22 protein-coding genes and 3 tRNA genes are annotated in these 21,272 nt (G+C 40.3%); 12 read left to right on the forward strand and 13 right to left on the reverse strand.

The window, feature by feature from the left end:
- Positions 1 to 56: 56 nt before the first annotated feature.
- The 9 genes from eno to DCO56_RS03520 all read right to left on the reverse strand — a co-directional run bounded on the left by eno (position 57) and on the right by DCO56_RS03520 (position 6,004).
- Positions 57 to 1,352, reverse strand: coding sequence for a phosphopyruvate hydratase (gene eno, locus DCO56_RS03480; protein WP_108632339.1), 1,296 nt, complete (start codon positions 1,350 to 1,352; stop codon positions 57 to 59).
- 212 nt (positions 1,353 to 1,564) lie between these two features.
- Positions 1,565 to 2,665 carry a glutamine-hydrolyzing carbamoyl-phosphate synthase small subunit gene (gene carA / locus DCO56_RS03485; protein ID WP_108632340.1) on the reverse strand — a complete coding sequence of 367 codons (1,101 nt, stop codon included), beginning with the start codon at positions 2,663 to 2,665 and terminating at the stop codon, positions 1,565 to 1,567.
- A gap of 229 nt (positions 2,666 to 2,894) precedes the next feature.
- Complete coding sequence (locus tag DCO56_RS03490) at positions 2,895 to 3,206, reverse strand: DUF2752 domain-containing protein (RefSeq protein ID WP_108632341.1); 312 nt, start codon at positions 3,204 to 3,206, stop codon at positions 2,895 to 2,897.
- Positions 3,206 to 3,562, reverse strand: coding sequence for a TM2 domain-containing protein (locus DCO56_RS03495; RefSeq protein ID WP_108632342.1), 357 nt, complete (start codon positions 3,560 to 3,562; stop codon positions 3,206 to 3,208). The genes DCO56_RS03490 and DCO56_RS03495 overlap by 1 nt, the downstream gene beginning before the upstream one ends.
- Positions 3,563 to 3,902: 340 nt before the next feature.
- Positions 3,903 to 4,901: a GTPase ObgE gene (gene obgE, locus DCO56_RS03500; protein ID WP_108632343.1), complete on the reverse strand. Its 999-nt coding sequence runs from the start codon at positions 4,899 to 4,901 to the stop codon at positions 3,903 to 3,905.
- Between the two features lie 37 nt (positions 4,902 to 4,938).
- Positions 4,939 to 5,508, reverse strand: a complete 570-nt coding sequence (locus DCO56_RS03505) for an adenylate kinase (protein ID WP_104382693.1) — start codon at positions 5,506 to 5,508, stop codon at positions 4,939 to 4,941.
- Between the two features lie 74 nt (positions 5,509 to 5,582).
- A tRNA-Arg gene (locus DCO56_RS03510) sits at positions 5,583 to 5,656 on the reverse strand.
- A gap of 169 nt (positions 5,657 to 5,825) precedes the next feature.
- A tRNA-Arg gene (locus DCO56_RS03515) sits at positions 5,826 to 5,899 on the reverse strand.
- Positions 5,900 to 5,930: 31 nt separating this feature from the next.
- Positions 5,931 to 6,004, reverse strand: a tRNA-Arg gene (locus tag DCO56_RS03520).
- Positions 6,005 to 6,190: 186 nt separating this feature from the next.
- On the opposite strand from DCO56_RS03520, the gene DCO56_RS03525 reads away from it, so the two are divergent.
- A complete protein-coding gene (locus tag DCO56_RS03525; RefSeq protein ID WP_108632344.1) occupies positions 6,191 to 7,018 on the forward strand; it encodes an alpha/beta fold hydrolase in 828 nt (275 codons plus the stop codon).
- Positions 7,019 to 7,135: 117 nt separating this feature from the next.
- Here the strand turns inward: DCO56_RS03525 and DCO56_RS03530 are convergent, their stop codons facing one another.
- The gene (locus tag DCO56_RS03530; protein ID WP_077435530.1) at positions 7,136 to 7,471 is read right to left on the reverse strand and encodes a DUF3276 family protein; all 336 of its coding nucleotides are present in this window, start codon (positions 7,469 to 7,471) and stop codon (positions 7,136 to 7,138) included.
- A gap of 264 nt (positions 7,472 to 7,735) precedes the next feature.
- Between DCO56_RS03530 and DCO56_RS03535 the strand changes: the two genes are divergently transcribed.
- From DCO56_RS03535 to DCO56_RS03555, 5 genes are all read left to right on the forward strand, one after another.
- Positions 7,736 to 8,617: a LiaF transmembrane domain-containing protein gene (locus tag DCO56_RS03535; protein ID WP_108632345.1), complete on the forward strand. Its 882-nt coding sequence runs from the start codon at positions 7,736 to 7,738 to the stop codon at positions 8,615 to 8,617.
- 3 nt (positions 8,618 to 8,620) lie between these two features.
- Positions 8,621 to 9,667: a sensor histidine kinase gene (locus DCO56_RS03540; RefSeq protein WP_108632346.1), complete on the forward strand. Its 1,047-nt coding sequence runs from the start codon at positions 8,621 to 8,623 to the stop codon at positions 9,665 to 9,667.
- Positions 9,660 to 10,400 carry a LytR/AlgR family response regulator transcription factor gene (locus DCO56_RS03545; protein WP_108632347.1) on the forward strand — a complete coding sequence of 247 codons (741 nt, stop codon included), beginning with the start codon at positions 9,660 to 9,662 and terminating at the stop codon, positions 10,398 to 10,400. Before DCO56_RS03540 ends, DCO56_RS03545 begins: the two co-directional genes overlap by 8 nt.
- A gap of 31 nt (positions 10,401 to 10,431) precedes the next feature.
- Positions 10,432 to 11,874, forward strand: a complete 1,443-nt coding sequence (locus DCO56_RS03550) for a serine hydrolase domain-containing protein (protein WP_181390439.1) — start codon at positions 10,432 to 10,434, stop codon at positions 11,872 to 11,874.
- A gap of 181 nt (positions 11,875 to 12,055) precedes the next feature.
- Positions 12,056 to 13,030, forward strand: a complete 975-nt coding sequence (locus DCO56_RS03555; protein WP_108632349.1) for a 2-hydroxyacid dehydrogenase — start codon at positions 12,056 to 12,058, stop codon at positions 13,028 to 13,030.
- Positions 13,031 to 13,175: 145 nt separating this feature from the next.
- On the opposite strand, the gene DCO56_RS03560 is transcribed toward DCO56_RS03555, so the two are convergent.
- Positions 13,176 to 14,042 (reverse strand): mechanosensitive ion channel family protein, encoded by an 867-nt coding sequence (locus tag DCO56_RS03560; RefSeq protein WP_108632350.1) that lies wholly within the window; start codon positions 14,040 to 14,042, stop codon positions 13,176 to 13,178.
- A gap of 147 nt (positions 14,043 to 14,189) precedes the next feature.
- Between DCO56_RS03560 and DCO56_RS03565 the strand changes: the two genes are divergently transcribed.
- The 6 genes from DCO56_RS03565 (at position 14,190) to DCO56_RS03590 (ending at position 19,836) form a co-directional block, all read left to right on the forward strand.
- A complete protein-coding gene (locus DCO56_RS03565) occupies positions 14,190 to 15,056 on the forward strand; it encodes a helix-turn-helix domain-containing protein (protein ID WP_108632351.1) in 867 nt (288 codons plus the stop codon).
- A gap of 2 nt (positions 15,057 to 15,058) precedes the next feature.
- The gene (locus tag DCO56_RS03570) at positions 15,059 to 15,484 is read left to right on the forward strand and encodes a DUF983 domain-containing protein (RefSeq protein WP_108632352.1); all 426 of its coding nucleotides are present in this window, start codon (positions 15,059 to 15,061) and stop codon (positions 15,482 to 15,484) included.
- Positions 15,485 to 15,510: 26 nt separating this feature from the next.
- Positions 15,511 to 16,689 carry a cysteine desulfurase family protein gene (locus DCO56_RS03575; RefSeq protein WP_108632353.1) on the forward strand — a complete coding sequence of 393 codons (1,179 nt, stop codon included), beginning with the start codon at positions 15,511 to 15,513 and terminating at the stop codon, positions 16,687 to 16,689.
- An 80-nt stretch (positions 16,690 to 16,769) separates the two neighbouring features.
- A complete protein-coding gene (locus DCO56_RS03580; protein ID WP_108632354.1) occupies positions 16,770 to 17,096 on the forward strand; it encodes a HesB/IscA family protein in 327 nt (108 codons plus the stop codon).
- A gap of 250 nt (positions 17,097 to 17,346) precedes the next feature.
- Positions 17,347 to 18,393, forward strand: coding sequence for an aspartate--ammonia ligase (asnA, locus tag DCO56_RS03585; protein WP_245935767.1), 1,047 nt, complete (start codon positions 17,347 to 17,349; stop codon positions 18,391 to 18,393).
- A gap of 138 nt (positions 18,394 to 18,531) precedes the next feature.
- Positions 18,532 to 19,836, forward strand: coding sequence for a DEAD/DEAH box helicase (locus DCO56_RS03590; protein ID WP_108632355.1), 1,305 nt, complete (start codon positions 18,532 to 18,534; stop codon positions 19,834 to 19,836).
- Between the two features lie 86 nt (positions 19,837 to 19,922).
- On the opposite strand, the gene DCO56_RS03595 is transcribed toward DCO56_RS03590, so the two are convergent.
- A complete protein-coding gene (locus DCO56_RS03595) occupies positions 19,923 to 20,651 on the reverse strand; it encodes a menaquinone biosynthetic enzyme MqnA/MqnD family protein (protein ID WP_108632356.1) in 729 nt (242 codons plus the stop codon).
- A complete protein-coding gene (locus DCO56_RS03600; protein ID WP_108632357.1) occupies positions 20,644 to 21,270 on the reverse strand; it encodes a histidine phosphatase family protein in 627 nt (208 codons plus the stop codon). Before DCO56_RS03600 ends, DCO56_RS03595 begins: the two co-directional genes overlap by 8 nt.
- Between the last annotated feature and the right edge of the window lie 2 nt (positions 21,271 to 21,272).

Consider the following 21,272-nt stretch of genomic DNA (forward strand, 5'->3'; position numbering starts at 1 on the left):
AAAACAAGGCCTAATCTACAGATTAGGCCTTGTTTTATTCGCATGATAGGATAAACCTATTTTTTTGCATATTTAAAGTTTTTGCCGATGAAGCGAGCATTACCACCCAATTCTTCTTCGATACGCAACAACTGATTGTATTTAGCCATACGGTCAGAACGGGAAGCCGAACCTGTTTTGATTTGGCCACAGTTTAGCGCAACTGCCAAGTCGGCAATCGTTGCATCTTCGGTTTCACCTGAGCGGTGAGACATTACTGAAGTGTAACCAGAATTTTGCGCCAAAGTAACCGCGTTGATCGTTTCAGTCAATGAACCGATTTGGTTTACTTTTACCAAAATAGAGTTTGCAGTATGGGTATCTATACCTTGTTGAAGACGTTTTGTATTTGTTACGAAAAGATCATCACCTACCAATTGAACGTGATCACCAATTTTGTCAGTCAATGTTTTCCATCCTGTCCAGTCATCTTCAGCCATACCATCTTCGATAGAGATAATTGGGTATTTAGCTGTCAATTCTGCTAAATAGCTTGCTTGTTCTTCGCTAGAACGTACCGCTCCTTTATCGCCTTCAAATTTAGCATAATCATATTTACCATCTTTGTAGAATTCAGAAGAAGCACAATCCAATGCCAAACAGATGTCTTGCCCCGGTTTGTAACCTGCAATTTCAATCGCTTTCAATACAGTCTCGATTGCATCTTCTGTTCCTTCAAACGTTGGCGCAAATCCACCTTCGTCACCTACAGCCGTAGAAAGACCTCTATCGTGTAAGATTTTTTTCAAGGTATGGAATACTTCTGTTCCCCAACGTAATGCTTCAGAAAAAGAAGGAGCACCTACTGGCATGATCATAAATTCTTGGAATGCGATAGGCGCATCAGAGTGAGAGCCACCGTTGATGATGTTCATCATTGGGATAGGCAATGTATTTGCGTTGACCCCACCAATATAACGGTACAAAGGTTGACGTGACTCTTGTGCAGCTGCTTTTGCTACAGCCAAAGAAACACCAAGGATAGCGTTTGCACCTAAATTACCTTTATTTTCACTACCGTCTAAATCAATCATGATTTTATCGATGGCATTTTGCTCGAAAACATCCACGCCTTCCAAAGCTTTCGCTATTTTGGTGTTTACATTTTCAACAGCTTTCAAAACACCTTTACCCAAGTATTTTGATTTGTCGCCATCGCGCAATTCTACTGCTTCGTGAACACCTGTTGAAGCACCTGAAGGAACAGCTGCACGACCAACAAAACCATTTTGTGTAGTAACATCTACCTCAATTGTAGGGTTACCGCGCGAATCCAAAATTTGACGCGCATGAACATCGATAATTAAACTCATCTCTTTATTAGACTATAATTTATTTTCATTACTTAGTGTAAATAAGACACACTCTTATCTACAGACATTTTTCACAACCAAATATAACAAAAAATGTATTTAATCCGTCATTTATTGTGAATAAAATATGACCAATCTGAATAATTGGTTCAGCAAATACCATAAAAAACCCTCCACAATAGGGAGGGTTTTTTATGGTATACTACGTTTGCTTAGTTTTTGATCATTGCAACGAAATCATCAAACAGGTAACGTGAATCGTGTGGACCTGGAGATGATTCAGGGTGATATTGCACCGAGAATGCTTTTTGTCCTTTAATACGGATACCTTCGATAGACTGGTCGTTCAAATTAACGTGTGTAATCTCCACATTTTCGGAATTTTGGATATCCTCTGCTACGACACCAAAACCATGGTTTTGTGAAGTAATTTCACAACGGTTAGCGATAATATTTTTGACCGGGTGATTGATACCACGGTGTCCGTTATGCAATTTACTGGTGCGAATACCATTGGCTAAAGCTAAGATCTGGTGCCCCAAACAGATACCGAACATCGGCTTCTGTGCATTCAAAATAGATTTTACCGTTTCGATGGCGTAATCCATTGGAGCAGGATCACCTGGACCATTTGAAATAAAGTAACCATCGGGATTCCATTTTTCCATTTCTTCAAATGTAGTCTTAGCAGGGAAAACCTTTGTATAAACATCACGTGCTTCAAAATTGCGCAAGATATTTTTCTTGATCCCCAAATCCAACACTGCGACGCGTAAAGATGCATTTTCATTTCCAAAGAAATAAGGTTCAGCAGTAGTTACTTTAGAAGACAGTTCAAGTCCATCCATGGAAGGAACTTTTGCTAATTGGCTTTTTAATTCTTCCACATCAAGTGTTTCGGAAGAAATAATTGCATTCATTGCTCCTTTATCACGGATATGCCTTACCAATGAACGTGTATCCACATCGGAAATACCCACCAAATTTCCTTCTTCAAAATAGCTTTGAATAGATTCATCGGCCATTTTACGGCTATAGTTGATGTTGTAGTTTTTACAAACTAGTCCCGCAATCTGAATTTGATTTGACTCGGTATCATCCTCATCAATACCATAGTTACCAATATGTGCATTGGTTGTTACCATGATTTGTCCAAAATAAGATGGATCTGTAAAAATCTCTTGATAACCGGTTGTTCCTGTATTAAAACAGATCTCACCAGTAGTCGTACCAATTTTACCAGCGGCTTTACCGTGATAAACTGTACCATCTTCTAAAACTAAAATTGCAGGCAATTTGCTGTAGTTGGTCATTATCGATGTAATATTATAAAATGTGTATCTCTTCTGTTCTGAATTTTAAAACCGTTCCTATTGGATATAAAAAAAGCCCTCAAATGGGCTAAAATATTAATTAACAATGCATTACCACGATTGACAAACCGTTTCCTAAGGCACCTACCAATAAAGACTCTACTTTAATTTTCACGGGAGACAAAGTTACGACATATCAGTTAAAAGTGAAAAACATTTTTCAATTATTTTAGTCCGCATGTGACAATCGACGTTTAAATCGCCGAAAGTCTTTCAAAATCAAAAAAATAAATACCGGGATAAGGACAAAGATCATTGGATTTGCTGACCAGGCATCCCCCCATTTCATGTGCAACAGCGCAATAAAAGCCGTTGTGAGTCCGCAGCCCGGGCATTCATGTCCTGAGATCGCCTTCCAGAGACAAGGAATAAGGATATGAATGTCCGACACCATATAAAGCCCTATAGCGATACTAAAATACCCCATTGCGATGGAGTAGATCCAATGCAACCGAAGGTATTTTAGTACGAGAAAGACCATTAATTATTGTTTATCGGACTTTTAATGTATTGGCCATCCGCATCTTTGTATTTACCAACAACGATCATGATCAGATCAATCAGCCACCAAATTCCACAGCCCCCTAAGGTGACCAATTGGATCACTGCCGTTCCGATCTGCCCCAGATAGAAACGATGTGCCCCGAACGAGCCTAGAAAGACACAAAACAATAAAGCGGGCAGCCAGCGATCATCCTGCAGGCTACGGTTCTGTTGCTGAAAGGGTTGATTCGCATAGAATATAGGTTGTCTCACCCCACAAAAAGGACAAACCTCTGCCTTGACATGAATTGCCTGACCACATTCTACGCAATATTTTTCATCTTCTGCTTTCATTTTAGATTAATTTGTCAATGAAATTAGTAAAAAACTCTGAAAGATTATACATTTTATCCCGATATCACCATCCATGCTGAAAACCATTTCACAGCTTCACGAACCTACGTTGAGCAAGAATAACCAATCTTTGCCCGTCTTCCTAAAAAATAGGACGTGGATCCCATCTTTTTGTGAGTACAACGACCTTATACCTCGCGTGGCATTTTATTTCCCTCAGAACCGCCTTATTTTTTTTAAACCAGATAGCGATCCTAGGACGAAAAACGGGAGCAATAAAAAGTGATTTCAAAAAAAACGCTTCATAAATGAAGCGTTTTTATAACATGTTCCTTTGCGATCAGGAATTGATTGCTTTCCAGATCATATCTTTCAATGGCAAAATATTCTTACCGGCAACAGACGAAATGAAAATATGGGGAAGCCCTTCGGGAAGTTCCTTTTCCATTTCCCTTTCAAGCTCATCATCAAGCATATCCGATTTTGTGATTGCCAACAACTTGGGTTTATCCGCCAATTCGGGATTATATGCTGTCAGCTCATTCAGCAAAATACCATACTCCTCGGCTATTGTCCGATCGGTATCAGCTGGCACCATAAATAATAACACTGAATTCCGCTCGATATGTCTTAAAAAACGATAGCCGAGCCCTCTGCCTTCCGAAGCCCCCTCAATGATCCCCGGAATATCCGCCATCACAAACGAGCGGTTATCGCGGTAACTCACCATACCGAGATTGGGCACCAAAGTGGTAAATGGGTAATTGGCAATTTCAGGCTTTGCGGCCGAAACGACAGACAATAAGGTTGATTTACCAGCATTTGGAAAACCTACCAGACCGACATCTGCCAGTACCTTCAGTTCGAGAATCATCCATTGCTCTTTGCCAGGCATTCCGGGTTGCGCAAAGCGGGGTGTCTGTTGTGTAGGCGACTTAAAATGCCAGTTACCTAAACCACCCTTTCCTCCCGGAACCAAGATCTTCGTCTCCCCATCTTCGGTAATATCAAACAACACCTCTCCGGTCTCCGCATCCTTTGCAATGGTACCCAAAGGTACTTCCAATATTTCATCCTTGCCGGTAGCACCAGTCCGTAAAGAACTGCCCCCGGACTCCCCATTAGAGGCAATGATGTGTTTGCGGTACTTCAAATGGAGCAATGTCCAGATATTCGTCGTTCCCTTTAGGATGATATGTCCTCCACGGCCTCCGTCACCACCATCCGGACCACCTGTAGCGGTATGCTTGTCACGGTGCAAATGAGCCGAACCTGCCCCCCCATGTCCCGAACGACAACACACTTTCACATAATCAACAAAATTCGATCCTTGCGCCATTACAATGTATTACTGTCTAAAAAAGTATTTATTTCAATTAATAATTATCGATAATATCCGTTAGGCTTTTGAAGATTGTATCAATCTCTCCAATGCCATCCACTTTGGATAATTTACCTTGCGCTTCATAATAAGGCAACACATGAATAGTTTTTGTAAAATACTCATCAATGCGTTTCACCAATTTATCAGCATCGTCATCCGAACGTCCAGAAATCTCTTTGCGTTTGGCGATGCGCGCTTTCAATTCGTCTTCATTTACATCCAGTGCGATTACGACGGAGATTGAGGTGTTGATACCTTCCAAAAAAGCATCCAATGCCTCTGCTTGAGCAACAGTACGTGGGAATCCGTCAAAGATAAATCCCTTTGCATCAGGATTTTTTTTCACTTCTTCTTCCAGCATTGCTATCGTAATCGAATCTGGCACTAAATTTCCCTCAGCAATAATCTGGCTTACTTGTTGACCAAGTGGCGTTTGACCTTTAATATGTGCTCTAAAAATATCACCAGTTGAAATATGTATCAATTGATATTTTTCAATAAGCTTTGCAGATTGAGTTCCCTTACCTGCACCCGGAGGGCCAAATATTACAAGGTTTAGCATAGTTTTATTTAAGAAATTAAAACGAGTTAAAAAATAAAAGCCTAATCACAGATGATGACTAGGCTTTTCAGTCGTGCGCTCCAAGGGAGTCGAACCCCTAACCTTCTGATCCGTAGTCAGATGCTCTATCCAATTGAGCTAGGAGCGCAGTAAACCATTACGTTTAGAACTCTGTCCCATTTGTTTTGGTGACGCAAATATAGTCAGAATTCATTTTTTTACAAACTTTTTTTTAAAAGAACTTTCCATATCTCCCTCTAATACCATGTACAGCACCTTCTTTCAGTAAAAAAGCCAATCCTTAAGATTGGCTTTTGTGCACTCCAAGGGAGTCGAACCCCTAACCTTCTGATCCGTAGTCAGACGCTCTATCCAATTGAGCTAGGAATGCCTCTTTTTAAGTATACAGAACCTGTATATTGTGCGCGCCAAGGGAGTCGAACCCCTAACCTTCTGATCCGTAGTCAGATGCTCTATCCAATTGAGCTAGGAGCGCTAGGCAACCAAAACAGATCTTTATTCTTTTCCGTTTTGGTGATGCAAATATCGACATATTTATGGATTTAACAAACATTTTTTCTCTTTTTTCAACTTTATGAAACAACATTTCGTTTATCTCGTTGATAATATTATATTTAAAATATCAACTTTTTTTTTCAGACACTGACAAATGTTATTATTCATGAGCAAAAGAGAATTAAAACTCAGCAAAATCCGCATTGGAGACATCAGCATCTCGTATTATATCCGCCACAGTAAATCATACCCCGCCCCTAAAACCGTCCTATTTATCCATGGATTCCCTTTCAACAAGAATACATGGAAACAGCAATTGCTGGATCTTGACGAAGAATACACCGGGATAGCCATTGATGTCAGGGGACACGGCCTCAGCACAAATGGACATGGTTTCTTTTCGGTTGATGTGTTTGCCAAAGATCTTGTTGAATTTATACGCAAACTGGACCTCAACCATGTTGTGCTCTGCGGCATCTCCATGGGTGGCTATATCGCCCTACGCACCTATGAGCTGATCGGCCAACAGTTAGCAGGATTGATTTTATGCGACACCAACTCCCTTGCGGACGACAATAAAGCCAAACAAAAACGATTCGATTCGATACAGGCATTACTCAAATATGGGAGAAGACCATTTGCGATTGGTTTTACGGAAAATGTATTCTACGAAAAAACTATTCAGGAAAACCCAGAGGCTGTCGAACTCATCAAAAGCTGTATTCGTAGAAATGAACTTTCCAGTATCTGTGCAACACAACTTGCACTTGCTACCCGTACAGATACAACGCATTCTCTAAAAACGATTATTATCCCGACCCTGGTGATCAAAGGTAAACATGATAAATTGATGAGTGAGGAGCAGACAAATATTCTCATTGAAAATATTCCTGATGTTAGATTCGTGGAATTTGAAGAATCAGGACATTTACCAAATCTCGAAGAACCCGAAAAATTCAACAGGGTACTGAACGACTTTTTAGCCATCATTTAGCATACATTCGGACCAATAGAATATATTCAAGCCAAGTGCATACTGCCTTGGGCCATAAAAAAAAGCCACGCGAGTGGCTTTATTTCTTTTTTCATTGAGATTTCATTCTACAACACGTTAGAACGAAAAATCATCTTTTGAACGACCATCAGCTTCCTCAGCATATGCATCGTCAAAGTTAGGCTCATATCGTTTTTCGATTACTTCCTGATTAGACTTAATGTAATTTACAACATCCGTCAAACCTTCCGCAAATTTTTCAAAATCTTCTTTGTATAAGAAAATCTTATGCTTAATAAACTGGCCATCCTCAAAGCGCTTCTTGCTTTCTGTGATAGTAATGTAGTAATCGTTCGATCGAGTTGCTTTTACATCAAAAAAATAAGTTCGCTTACCTGCTCTCACCTTTTTTGAAAAAACCTCTTCACGCTCTTTGTTTTCAAAATCTCCCATTGGTTGTTATTTAAGTTTAAAGTAATCTTAATCTTTGATAAATATATAATAATTCATTTTAATACACCAAATAATATTAAAAAAAAAGACAATAAACCGCAAAAATGATATATTCGTTCAACCGACATCGGATAAAAATTAAACAACAATATTTTTTACCGACGAAATCAGTACATTTACCGAAAATATAAGTTGTATTACCTAAAGCGAATATGTATAGTTTATTTGTGCCTCTATCTTTGAGTCATAAATAGTAAAAACATTATGGAAAAAGAACCTATCATACCAAACAGCAATAACAGCCGCAATATCGTGGGGGCCATTGTGATCATTGTAGGTATATTCTTATTATTGAATAACCTCAATCTAGGAAACTGGTTTCCGAACTGGTTATTTAGCTGGCCAACGATATTGATCATCATCGGCCTTGTTATCGGCGTCAATTCCCAATTTCAGAAAAAATCGGCAATCATCCTATTAATTATCGGCGGAGCCAGCCTTATTTCAAGGATGATGCGTACTGACTTTGGTTCCGTAACCGTCCCTATCATCATCATTTCGCTTGGGATTTATTTTATCATGAGTAAACGGAAACCTCCGATGGTGCCGCCTACCTTCCCCAATCCGCCGCAAAATCCATACGATTGGGATAAACGGGTCAATATACCGACGGATAGTCCCGCTGATACAACGGCCCCGGATGCTGACGCAAAACCTTTTAACGAACAATACGGATCAAGCCAACAAGCCTCGCCCAACGCGCAGGCTTTTGGCGACAAAGAGAACACTTCATTTCATCAGTCTTTTGAAGACAGCCTTAATCTGAACACGATTTTTGCAGGCCAAAAGAAAGTCATCTATTCCAAACATTTTAGAGGCGGCAATTTGACCAATGTCTTTGGCAGTATTGAACTGGATCTAACAAAAGCAGACATCCAGCAGGCAATCGTCATTGACACCTTTCAATTATTTGGCAGTGCCCGTATTATTATCCCTCCACATTGGACGGTATTCAGCAATGTGGCTTCTATCTTAGGATCTGTCGATGACCGAAGGTTCCAGACAATCTACAACCCGGATACGGATAAAAAGATCTACATCACCGGCACTTGTATTTTGGGTAACTTAACGATAAAAAATGCTTAATCGATGAAAAATAGGCTGACGCTCAGTATTAAAAGTCGTTTAATAGGCATTATTTGTATCTCCGTATTTATCGGATATCTTGCATTACAATATTTACTGATGCTACGCTCAGGCTTTGATTCGCAACTGGCGTTTAAAGATTCATTGATCAATAGTGCCGTGATGATGTTTTGCTGCTACGGTATGTCCTCCGCGTTAAACTTCTACACACCACAACCGCGGGAGATATGGAAGGTATTGATCATAGGCTTAATTATGGCCGCCATTAGTACTGGATTGAGTCGTTTTTTAATGAATTATTTTATCCAGCCAAATTTTATCACACTTTTGGATTTGACGCTACCTTTTCGGGGTATAGTTAACTTCCTTATCCTCACTTCGGTCGCTATTATTAATATCGTCTGGAATATTCAGGAAGATAATATTAATAATATTAAACGAAAACAAGAATCCGAAAACCTGCTTCGCGAAGCAGAACTTTATAATTTGCGGCAACAGCTGCAACCACACTTTTTATTTAACAGCTTGAATTCGATCATTGCCCTTATTGGTGCTAATCCGGATGAAGCCCGTAATATGACATTTCAACTGTCCGATTTTTTACGGGGTACGATGAGAAAGGAAAACAATCAGATCATTACACTGGAAGAAGAACTAGACCATCTGCAACTCTACCTTGACATTGAAAAAGTGCGCTTTGGTCATCGTCTGAACACTTCCATTTCCTCCTCTGAGGAAATATTTACGAGTAAATTGCCCGCAATGATTATCCAGCCTTTGGTAGAAAATGCCATAAAGCATGGATTGTACAATATTACCGACCAAGTCGACATACAAATAAAATGCACCTCACATGAGGGCCAGCTTCACATCCAAATTACCAACCCTTTTGATGTAGAAGAACAATCAAAACCGAAAAAAGGAACCGGATTTGGGCTTTCCAGTATTCAACGTAGATTATATCTGCTATATGGCAGAAATGATCTTCTGGAAACTCAGATTCAGGACAATATATTTACTAGCACCCTAAAAATACCTCAATATGATTAAAGTCGTTATCATTGATGATGAACCCCTAGCACGCTCCATTATTGCGGGCTACTTAAAAAATGAAGCTGATGTGAGCGTTATGGCTGAGTGTGGAGATGGTTTTGAAGGCGTTAAAGCAATCCAGACATATGAACCGGATTTGGTTTTTTTGGATGTACAGATGCCAAAATTGACCGGTTTTGAAATGCTCGAACTGGTCGATAACCCTCCAGCTATTATTTTTACAACTGCATTTGATGAGTATGCCTTAAAAGCTTTTGAGAAGAATGCCCTGGATTATCTGCTAAAACCTGTATCTCCGATGCGTTTCAAAAAAGCTTTGGAAAAGTTTAGGTCCAGCTATTCCGCTCCCGAGAAAAAGGTACAACCCAACTACGAGGTTCTCGCTGCGCAAGACGAAACAAAGATCGACCGTATCGTTGTCAAAACAGGTACACAGATCAAAATAATCCCTATTGATACAGTCAAATACCTGGAGTCTTATGATGACTACGTAAAGATTCATACCAAAGATGGCATGTACCTCAAGAATAAAACCATGGCATTTTTTGAAAAATCCCTCGACCCAAATCAGTTTGTACGTATCCATCGTTCGTTTATCATTAAGGTCGATCAGCTGGCTAAATTGGAGCCTTACGAAAAGGACTCTTATATCGCTGCATTGGTCTCCGGTGAGAAGCTCAATATCAGTAAATCAGGCTATGCCCGATTAAAACAATTGATTGGAATTTAAACATTCCGTAGATTTGTGCCTAACAATGGTTATGAAACATTTTTATACAGCAATATTGTTGGGCATCACTTCTTACTCCTTTGCCCAGACAAATCAAGCGGAACAGGTCAACAAAGGAGTTTATAACAAATTGGAATTTTTTATCAATTCCCAGATGACAGACTCTGCCTATAATCTAGCGAGCGACTCCTATAAACAGCAATACAGTCTTCCGAAATTCACACAGATGTTGCGGCAGATCTACCCTTTGGGTAGGGTAAAAAGTTCTGAAATCACTAGTTTTGAAAAAGGAGCGGCAACCTACCGCCTGGATTTTGACAGTCAGTCTTATGAGCTATTATTTGCCACAGATTCAACACTTAAGTTTAACACCTTACACTTTAGCCAGCTGAACCAACCTGCTTCAGATAAAAGCAGCCCAGAAAAAACGATAGAGACAGTCACTCCGTCAAAAACCGTGGACAAAGATGACTTTTTCATCGACTCTGTTGCAAATTCTTACCTAAAGCAACAAAATGCCCAGTCTCTTGCCATAGGCATTATTAAAAACGGGCAGTCCAAAACCTATTTCTACGGCGAGACAGCAAAAGGCAATCAAACATTACCAACAACAACCTCGCTTTACGAAATCGGCTCGCTCAGTAAAGTCTTTACAGCCATCTTATTGTCCAATCTCGTTGAAGAGGGCACAATAACGTTAGATCAACCCATATCCTTATTCCTTCCTGATACACTCCAAAAGAACGAAGATCTGGCTAAAATAACGTTTCAGATGCTAGCCAACCACACATCAGGATTTCCGAGGCTGCCAGACAACTTTGAAAAAGTAAAAGGATACAGCGGAAATGACCCTTACAAGGCATACGATAGAAAAGCACTCTATAACTATTTATCCGGTTTCAAAAATCAAAAGACACCGGGGCAGGAATACGAATACAGCAATCTTGGTTACGCGGTACTTGGGGATATCATCTCTAGCATCTACAAAAAATCGTATGATCAAATTGTCCGCGAAATAATCTGTAAACCACTTGAAATGAATAATACCTTTCAGGTATTAGATCCAAAAAGAAAAGATACTTTTAAAGTATACGATAAGAATGGGCAGGAAGTAACGGCCTGGTCTTTCGATGCTTTCAGTGCTGCCGGCGGGTTAAAATCCTCCTTGGAAGATTTACTTAAATTTGCGAACGCACAGTTTAAGATGCCGCAGAGTCCGCTGGAAAATGCAATGGCCAACACTAGATTGTTTACCTTCTTTCTTCCGCCCGACACTGATTTGGGGTTAGCATGGCACATGAACCTACTTGATGATCTTACTTTTTATTGGCATAACGGAGGGACAGCCGGAAGCAGTTCTTATCTGGCTTTATCTCCGGATAAAAAAAGTGCCGTAGTCGTCTTGTCCAATGTCGCAATTTCAGTCGATAACCAAGGAAAAAGCATTTTGGATTATTTGCTTCATACAAAATAAAAAAGCAAAATATCATTATCAAAGCTATATCGAAACAACGATATAGCTTTTTTTGTTCTAATAAAAACGATTTGTTTTGTTGTGACCAAAATGATTAAAAGTTAACTTTGATTACAGGCCATATAAAACGGGCCCTCTTAATTTTGTTTTACAACAAGCTATAGGATAACACAACATTTACATGAAGATATTTATTACGAAACGAATTCCGCAAAAAGGTATAGATTTATTACAAGCTGCCGGACATCAGGTAACAATACATGACTCATCCATTCCGCTCTCTCCTAGCGAGCTTATTCAAGCCGGACAACAGTGCGACTATGTCCTGAATGGCGGTATGCAAAGGTTTGATGTGGATTTTTTCAAAAACTGTCCCAATCTTAAAGCGCTATCCCTAATGAGTGTTGGTTATGATAACGTTGACGTTTCTGCAGCAACTCAATACCGCATCCCCGTAAGCAACACTCCGGGCGTGCTGTCTGGAGCTACGGCCGATGTTGCCTTCTTGCTGATGCTAGCTGTTTCCAGAAAAGCTTTCTTTAACCATAAACAGATTCTTCGGGGACAATGGAAAGGCTTTGACCCAACTGCTCATTTAGGTATAGAACTTAACAATAAAACATTGGGTATCTATGGTCTCGGAAGAATTGGTTTCGAATTTGCCCGAAAAGCAAGAGCGGCGTATAACATGGAAATCATCTATTATAACCGTGGGCGCAACGCGGAAGCCGAGCAGGTCCTCGGGGCAAGATATGTCAACTTTGATGACCTGTTGACACAAAGTGACGTTCTTTCCATTCATGCCGCACTTACTGCGGAGACAGCCAATAGATTCAATCAGGACACATTTAAACGCATGAAAAATACGGCGATTCTGGTCAACACTGCACGTGGAGGATTGGTGAAAGAAGAAGACTTAGCCAAGGCGCTGCTTGAGGGGGAGTTATGGGGAGCCGGACTCGATGTGACAAATCCCGAACCGATGGCAGCCGACAACCCTTTGTTGAATCTTGAAAATGTCTGTATTCTGCCCCATATCGGATCCGCAACCGTCGAAACCAGAGACAATATGGCCTTGATGGCGGCAAGCAATTTATTGGCAGCGATCAGAGGCGAAAAGATGCCACAAACAATTAATCCAGAAGTCTATACATGAAACGACATTTTTTTCAGTTCCTAAATAAGCTCAATAAAGCAATTCTTCCCAAATATGGGAAGAAGGATCCGCTTAAACTAAAAAAGTACCAGCAAGCCATAATAGCCTACCGGTACTTTATTCTTATTCGTGCTCTGGCAGATGATTAAACGTCGACCTTAACCGGACTTCCTTGGTCATTTGCATTAGGGACAATGCTAATCTGTGTAGGATTGGGTGCAACACTGATTTCATTCCGTTCCAGTTCCAGCATAATTTTTTCCTGCATCGAATTGCGTGCAGCCCAATAATGCTCACGCTTTGTCCATGCTCTTACCGTTAATATGATTGAATTATTTCCCAATTCTTTAACAAATACTGTTGGCTCAGGTGCAGTCAGCACAGTTTCATTAGAACGAAGCACCCTAAGAATAATGTCCTTTGCATCCTTCACATTCTTATCGTATGATATGCTCACCGTGTATTCAAACATCCGTTGAACTATTTTTGTATAGTTCTTGATCACCGAATTGGCTAACGGACCATTCGGGCTGAAGATTCGGACACCATCGTCGCCGATCAATGTCGAGTATAAAATATCAATGCGCTCTACTGTCCCCGAAGTACCGTTGGCACTTGATATATAATCCCCGACTTCAAATGGTCTAAACATCAGAATCAATACACCTCCGGCAAAATTGCTCAGGCTCCCTTGAAGTGCCATACCAACGGCCAAACCAAAAGCAGACAAGGCTGCAATAAATGAAGTGGTCTGTATGCCAATTTGGCTTGCCACGGTCAATAGCAACATTACCCACATTACGATCTTTATAATGCTGGAGATAAATGTGCGGATTGAGGGATCCACATTTCTCTTCTCAAAACGTTTGTGCAGCAATCGGTTGACCAAAGCTATAACATATTTACCGATAACCAATAAAACAATACCACCAATAATACCCGGTATCGAATCGATGACGATATCAGTCAATCGTCCAAATCTAGTTTCCAAACTATTTAAATTACTTTCCATATGAATTAAATATATTTCTACGCCTTTTGAAACAAGTATTGTTCCAACATCCTTGCCTGATGTTCAAAATATTAAAATCGTTGAAAAATACCATAAAACAACAAATTAACACCACTAAATAAAGATTATTAAAGCTAACTTTGTATTATGAATAGAAAAAATACCATTCCCATCATAGATAGTTGCAGTCTGGATCTCAACAACAAAACAACTATCCATATTGATGATTTAAGTGAATACGTCATCAAACATGATAATATGGTGTTTCCTCACAAGCATAATTTTTTTCATTTTGTACTATTCACGAAAGGTTCAGGTAATCATATTATAGATTTTAATCACTACAAAATTCAGCCATTTCAGATTTATTTCATGGCTCCCGGTCAAGTGCATACATGGAACTTTGCGGGTGATGAAGCGGGTTACGTGGTTAATTTTTCGATTGATTATTTCCAGTCCTTTTTATTACGGACAGATTATCTGGAGCGCTTTAGTTTCCTACAGGGTAAAATCGAACATTTAATTTTTGAACTGGAAGAACCTTGCCGTGCGCAGGCGACAAATATCCTTGACGAAATCTTATCGGCCAAGTCTGTCGGATTATCCGAAGATTATATTCGTACCCTTCTGCTTCAATTTTTATTGTTTGTTTCTATTTGTTCAGAAAAAGAGCAAAAAGAGGGCAGCAACCCGTATAATCATAAAATATTCAATAGTTTTCAGCAATTGGTAGAGCAACAGTTTAAATCCACCAAATTACCGAGCATATATGCCGATCAACTGTTTATCACCCCCAATCACCTGAATGCGATCTGTAAAGCCTATATCGGTCAGTCCGCGGGTGAGATCATCCGCAACCGAATTGTTCTGGAAGCGAAGCGACTCTTGATCAATCGAAATTTAAATATCACTGAAATTGCAAATGAATTGCAGTTTAAGGACAACTCTTATTTCACCAAATTTTTTAAAAAATACACTGATCTCACACCTGAAGAGTTCAGAAAACAATTATAACTATGGAAGAAGTTAAATACGAATTATCCGAATTTAAAGCGGCATGGCAAGCAAAATGTCCAAGGTGTAGAGTCGGTCATGTATATAAAGGTCCGGCCTATGGTCTAAAGGTTCAAAAAATGAACAGTCACTGCGAATATTGTGGCCTTCGTTATGAGCGTGAACCAGGCTATTTCTATGGTGCCATGTACGTCACCTATGCATTTGCCATTGCGGAGATGGTCACAGCCTGTATGGCAACTTATATCTTTACTGGAAATGATTCATCCTTCATTCTTTATGCGACTGTTGCTATATTAAGTGTTGTATTAATGTCTCCCTTCAATTACCGGTATTCACGTATCATTTTGATGTACTGGCTGACCCCGGGATTACGCTATGACCCCAATGTCAAAAAGAAGGAAGTTGATGTGAAAGCTTCTGCATAAACAGCATTATCCTTATCTTTATACTGATGAAGGATACCATATATTTGGACAACAATGCAACCACCCGAATTTTGGATGAGGTATGGCAGGAGATGACCCCTTATTTCATCCAAAATTACGCTAATGCGTCCAGTGTTTACCACCAGATGGGTAGAGCAGCAAATGCAGCGGTCCAACAGAGCAGAGCACAGGTCGCCAAGGCTTTAAATTGTACGCCAAAGGAAATTTTTTTCAATTCCGGTGCTACGGAGAGCATCAATACCGTACTGCAGGGCGTATTCGACAGATACCGGTCCCGGGGAAATCACATCATTACAGCTGCTACAGAACATAAAGCGGTATTAAGCTGCTGCGATCAGCTGACCAAACAGGGTGCCCTAGTCACCTATCTCCCTGTTGACGAACGAGGGCACATTTCGCTAGATGATCTTAAAAGTGCCATTACAACCAAAACCATACTAATCTGCCTGATGGCGGCGAATAATGAGACAGGCGTACTTTCTGAGATCGGACAGGTGGCCTCCATCTCGCAAGAAGAAGATATTCTATTTTTTTGCGACGCCACACAAGCAATCGGGAAAGTTGCGATTGACCTGCAGCAGCTCCCCATCGATCTCTTATGTTTAAGTGCACATAAAATTCACGGCCCAAAGGGAATCGGTGCGCTGTACATTCGACGCAAGTCAAAGCCAATTCAGCTTACACCATTAATTTTAGGCGGCGGTCAGGAGAATGGTTTTCGGGGCGGCACCTACAATGTTCCGGCTATCGTCGGCTTTGGAATGGCGATCTCCATGCTAACTCCGCAAGTCTATGCGACCGTTCAGGAGTATCGGGATCTGCTGGAAAATGAATTGGCTGATATCCCTGAAATCACGATACATGGGCAAAATACTCCCCGACTCCCAACGACAAGCTATATCAGTTTTAAACATGTGCTCGCAAGCGAGATTATGACCGCCTGTCCTACTTTGGCCCTGTCCTCAGGCTCCGCCTGTGTAACCGGATCAAGGGAGCCCTCGCATGTACTGCTGGCCATGGGTATATCCAAAGAAGATGCGCTTTCTGCGATCAGATTTAGCTTAAGTATTTTGACTACGCGTGAAGAAATTCTACAATGTGCACAATTGATCAAAGAAGCCGTACAAAAAATAAGGGATCAATCGCCAATATGGCAACTTTATAAAGCGGGTTTGATCAGTTAATTTATGACATTCTAAAAACTTAAGAGCAGACGAAATATAGCGAGATTGTATGTATCTTTGTTGTAGACAAAGATAGAACTATGATTACAGTTACTGATAAAGCAAAGACTCGTATCGAGGAAATCATGAAGGATGAGCAATATGACAGCAATTACTTTGTGCGTGTTGCTGTAGAAAGTGGTGGTTGCTCAGGCTTAAGCTATAAACTGAATTTCGATAATGAGGAAAAAAAGGGTGATCAGTTTTTCGAAGATAAAGGAGTGAAAATCTGTTTAGATATTAAATCATTCCTCTATTTAGCGGGAACGGAACTTGACTACTCCGATGGACTGGACGGAAAGGGATTTGAATTTCATAATCCAAATGCAAGCCGTACCTGTGCCTGCGGAGAAAGTTTCTCGGTATAACCTGATCCCATCCAATAGAACAGAAAAAGCCCTGAAATAATTTCAGGGCTTTTTTTTATCACGGCCAAGGTTAGTTGCACCGACAAATTAATAGTTTTATAATTACATATTGGCCTATTCGCTTTTTCTTGTAATATTTGTATTTTTTCAAGATTTTAATGGATAAATATCAAAAATCACAACAAAACATATTAGCAGATGTTATTTTCATATTTTTGTATCAAATAACTGAATAAGAAAAAATGATGCGATGTACAACGATCCGTACATTGCTTTTCAATTGACTCATATGGAGGGAAGAAAACTTTTAAATACCGAAGTTGCTATCAGCTTCGTTAAAGATACATTTGTCCAAGAATTAAAAAACAAGCTAAATCTGATTCCAATTTCATCACCGTTGGTGGTTCTGGATGGCACAGGATTAAACGATGACCTGAATGGCATCGAGCGCCCTGTTTCCTTTCCGATCAAATCCCTAAATGAAAAGCGGGCCGTCGTGGTTCATTCGTTGGCGAAATGGAAAAGAGTTCGGCTAAAAGAGCTTGAAATGTTACCGGGTGAAGGTATTGTCACAGACATGAAAGCCCTTCGTCCTGATGAGGATTACACCCCCATACATTCCATTTATGTGGATCAATGGGACTGGGAAAAAGTGATTGCAAAGGATCAACGTAATTTGGTTCTCTTGAAAGATACTGTACTCCATATATACGAATCACTTCGATTTACAGAATTGCAGGTAGAACGTAAATACCCTCATATAAAAGCGATCCTACCGGAGACCATCACATTTATCTCCTCGGAAGAGTTACTGCAAAAGTACCCCGATTTAAGTGCCAAAGAACGAGAAAATGCCATCACAAGAGAATACGGGGCAGTATTTCTGTACGGCATTGGCGGCGCACTGAGCAATGGGGTAGCACATGACGGTCGGGCGGCAGATTACGACGATTGGAGCACCACTAACGAAGCTGGATACAATGGTTTAAATGGTGATATTCTTGTTTGGAACCCGATTTTAAATTCAGCATTCGAACTTTCATCCATGGGTATCCGTGTCGATAAAAAAGCATTAGCCCATCAGATGGCAATCAGAAATTGCAGCGAAAAGTCCAAACTCACGTTCCACAGTATGCTTCTTAACGATGAACTGCCCGAGTCTATGGGCGGCGGTATTGGCCAGTCGCGTGTATGCATGTTTATGCTAAAAAAACAACATATCGGCGAAGTACAGGTCAGCATCTGGGAAGAGGATAAAAAACAAGCTCTACGAGAAGAAGGTATTGACATATTATAAACCGATACTTATAAAGTATTATAATTCGGATCTTAAAAAGCATTCATTTGCAATAAAGGCCAATACAAAAATCTAATAAAGGTAATCCATCTGAAAGAGGTGGATTACCTTTTCGTTTTAATTCGTACTTTTGTTGCCATGCAGCTAGAAGCTATTCTAAACAAATTAGGTATTTCATCCCTGAATGAAATGCAACAAAAGGTATTGGACGCCTATCAACAAGATAAAGATCTCATCCTACTCTCCCCTACGGGGTCAGGAAAAACATTGGCCTTTTCATTATTAATACTACAACAGCTAAAAGATATTGCCCGTGAAGTACAGGTTCTGGTTTTAGTGCCCACCCGTGAACTTGCTTTACAGATCGAGCTGGTCATCCGGAAACTGACAACAGGATACAAAGTGACCTGCGCCTATGGTGGCCATAGCACACGAATCGAAAAAAATGCTTTCAAAGAAGCGCCATCTATTCTCATCGGTACCCCCGGTCGAATAAAACAGCACCTTGAAGAAGGAAATTTTGATCCGACACAGATCCATACCCTAATACTGGATGAATTTGACAAGTCATTGGAACTTGGATTTCATCAGCAAATGGATTTTATCATTCGGCATATGCCCCAAATTAAGTCGCGCATATTGACATCTGCGACAACAATGGAAACGATTCCGGCGTTTACACAGATTCAGGCCCCCATTACAGTCGATTTCCTAAAAAATGCAGACAATATCCCACGGATCACGATAAAAAAAGTAGTCGCAACCAGCCAAAAGAAACTGGAAGCGCTATTAAAACTTATCTGCAAGATCGGCACGAAAAAAATGATTATTTTTTGCAACCACCGCGATGCTGTAAACCATATCAGTGACTTATTGGATAATCGCAATATTATTCATGACATTTTTCACGGAGGCTTGGAGCAGCAGGACCGCGAACTAGCGCTGCTAAAGTTCAGAAACCACTCCAACAATGTCTTGATTACAACAGATCTTGCTGCCCGGGGGCTGGATATTCCCGAGGTGGATGCCATCATTCATTATCAACTTCCGCATAAAGAAGATGACTTTACCCATCGTAACGGACGCACTGCACGTATGCAGGCCAAAGGTGATGTGTATGTGATATTAAAACCCGAAGAAAATTATCCCTACATTTCCGCTGATACAGCTGAAGAAGAATTCCCGGATTTTTATGATCTTCCCGAAAATTCTCCCTTTGCGACACTTTATGTCAGCGCAGGAAGGAAGGATAAAATCAACAAAATTGACATTGTTGGCTTTCTGTTAAATCTGGACGGAATCGAAAAAGACGATATTGGCATTATCGAAGTCAAAGACAAAGTTGCTTATGTTGCGGTTAAACGCAAACTTGCTTTAACGATCATTAATGCCGCAAATGGACAGAAGGTCAAAGGCCGAAAAGTGAAAGTTGGCAGAACTTAGAAAGCATAACGACGTGTATCTACGTGTAAAAAAAGAGGTTTGCTGGCAAACCTCTTTTTTTATTTGGCACGTTAAGCTTTACTTGATCAATCCAGATCTTTTAAATAGCCCAGATAACGTTGTACAGCTTCCCGTTTTTTATCCGTTAGGTGAAAGTCAAGATGTGCCGTTAAATATTTTGTATAGTCAAATCCTTCAAATTCAGGCAGTCCCTCAATGACATCGGTCGCATGAGCTACGCCATAGGCGAGCGCATCATTGAAATCTTTCACAAATGATTCGGGCAACTTTTTATTGCTTACCCATAGTGCAAACGCAAAAGGCAATCCAGTAAAATCAAACCATTCCTTTCCCAAGTCATAAACATAGGGTACGGTATTCTTTTTACCGAAGGTGCGGTCACCGATCAGGACATAAGCATCTGGCTCCACCCCGTCGTCAGTAATTAACTGAACATCTCTTTTCCAATAATTTTTTAGCAGCACACGGGCCAGACCATTCGATGTACGCGATTGCTTGTCCAACTTGAGGGTCTTCACCTCGTTAATGGGCTTATTGGAAAAAATAAACACCGAATCAACGGCGCCTTCAGTTCCAATACAAAAATCCGTATTGATGTAATATTCGGGGAGACTTAATAGTGCGGCCGTTGGAATAATTCCCATATCAGCCTCGTCATCTATTACTTTTTGTGCGCAGGCACTTGGATAATCGACACTGAGATCAATCTGATCCATAACCTTTGATTTACGTATTCCGTTCAAAAACGGATAAGTGTTTGTGTAAGATACGGCTGAAACTCTAATTTTATTCATTCATTAATGCTTCTAAGTGATCTGTATTGTAATGATCTATAATTTCAAATTGACCATTATCGTACAGCAATTTATATAAAGCAGTATTTGTGTGCGGAAAATCGTCCATATATCGGGCATCAATGCCAGTCATCAGGCAAAGCATAATACGTAATGCACGACCATGCATGCAAACAAGGATATTTTGCTCATTTGTTTGGGCCAGCATATGATCCAGTGCAACTTGCTGACGGTTCATCAATGCGTTAGGAGACTCTCCATTTTCAATACTGACATCCAATTCTCCGTTACGCCATGCAGCAACCAATTGTTCAAAACCAGTCAACAACTCGGGCGTCTGCTCCTTTCCTTCGTAGATTCCCCAGCTAATTTCGTCCAATCCGACGAGCTGTTCCCAAGGCAAGTTAAGATCAATAAAACCCTTTACCGTCTGGTGGGTACGCAATAAAGTTGAAGTGTATACTTTGTCAAAAGGCACTGTATTGTACCGTTCAAAGAAAGCCTGAGCCTGAGCCATTCCGGTTTCATTTAATGGAGAATTAACCCCTCTCCCCTGCACAATGCCTTTTAAATTTAGATCAGTCTGTCCGTGTCGTATAAAATAAAATGTCTTTTTCAAAA

This window comes from Sphingobacterium athyrii, from assembly GCF_003071065.1.
Lineage (GTDB): Bacteria > Bacteroidota > Bacteroidia > Sphingobacteriales > Sphingobacteriaceae > Sphingobacterium > Sphingobacterium athyrii.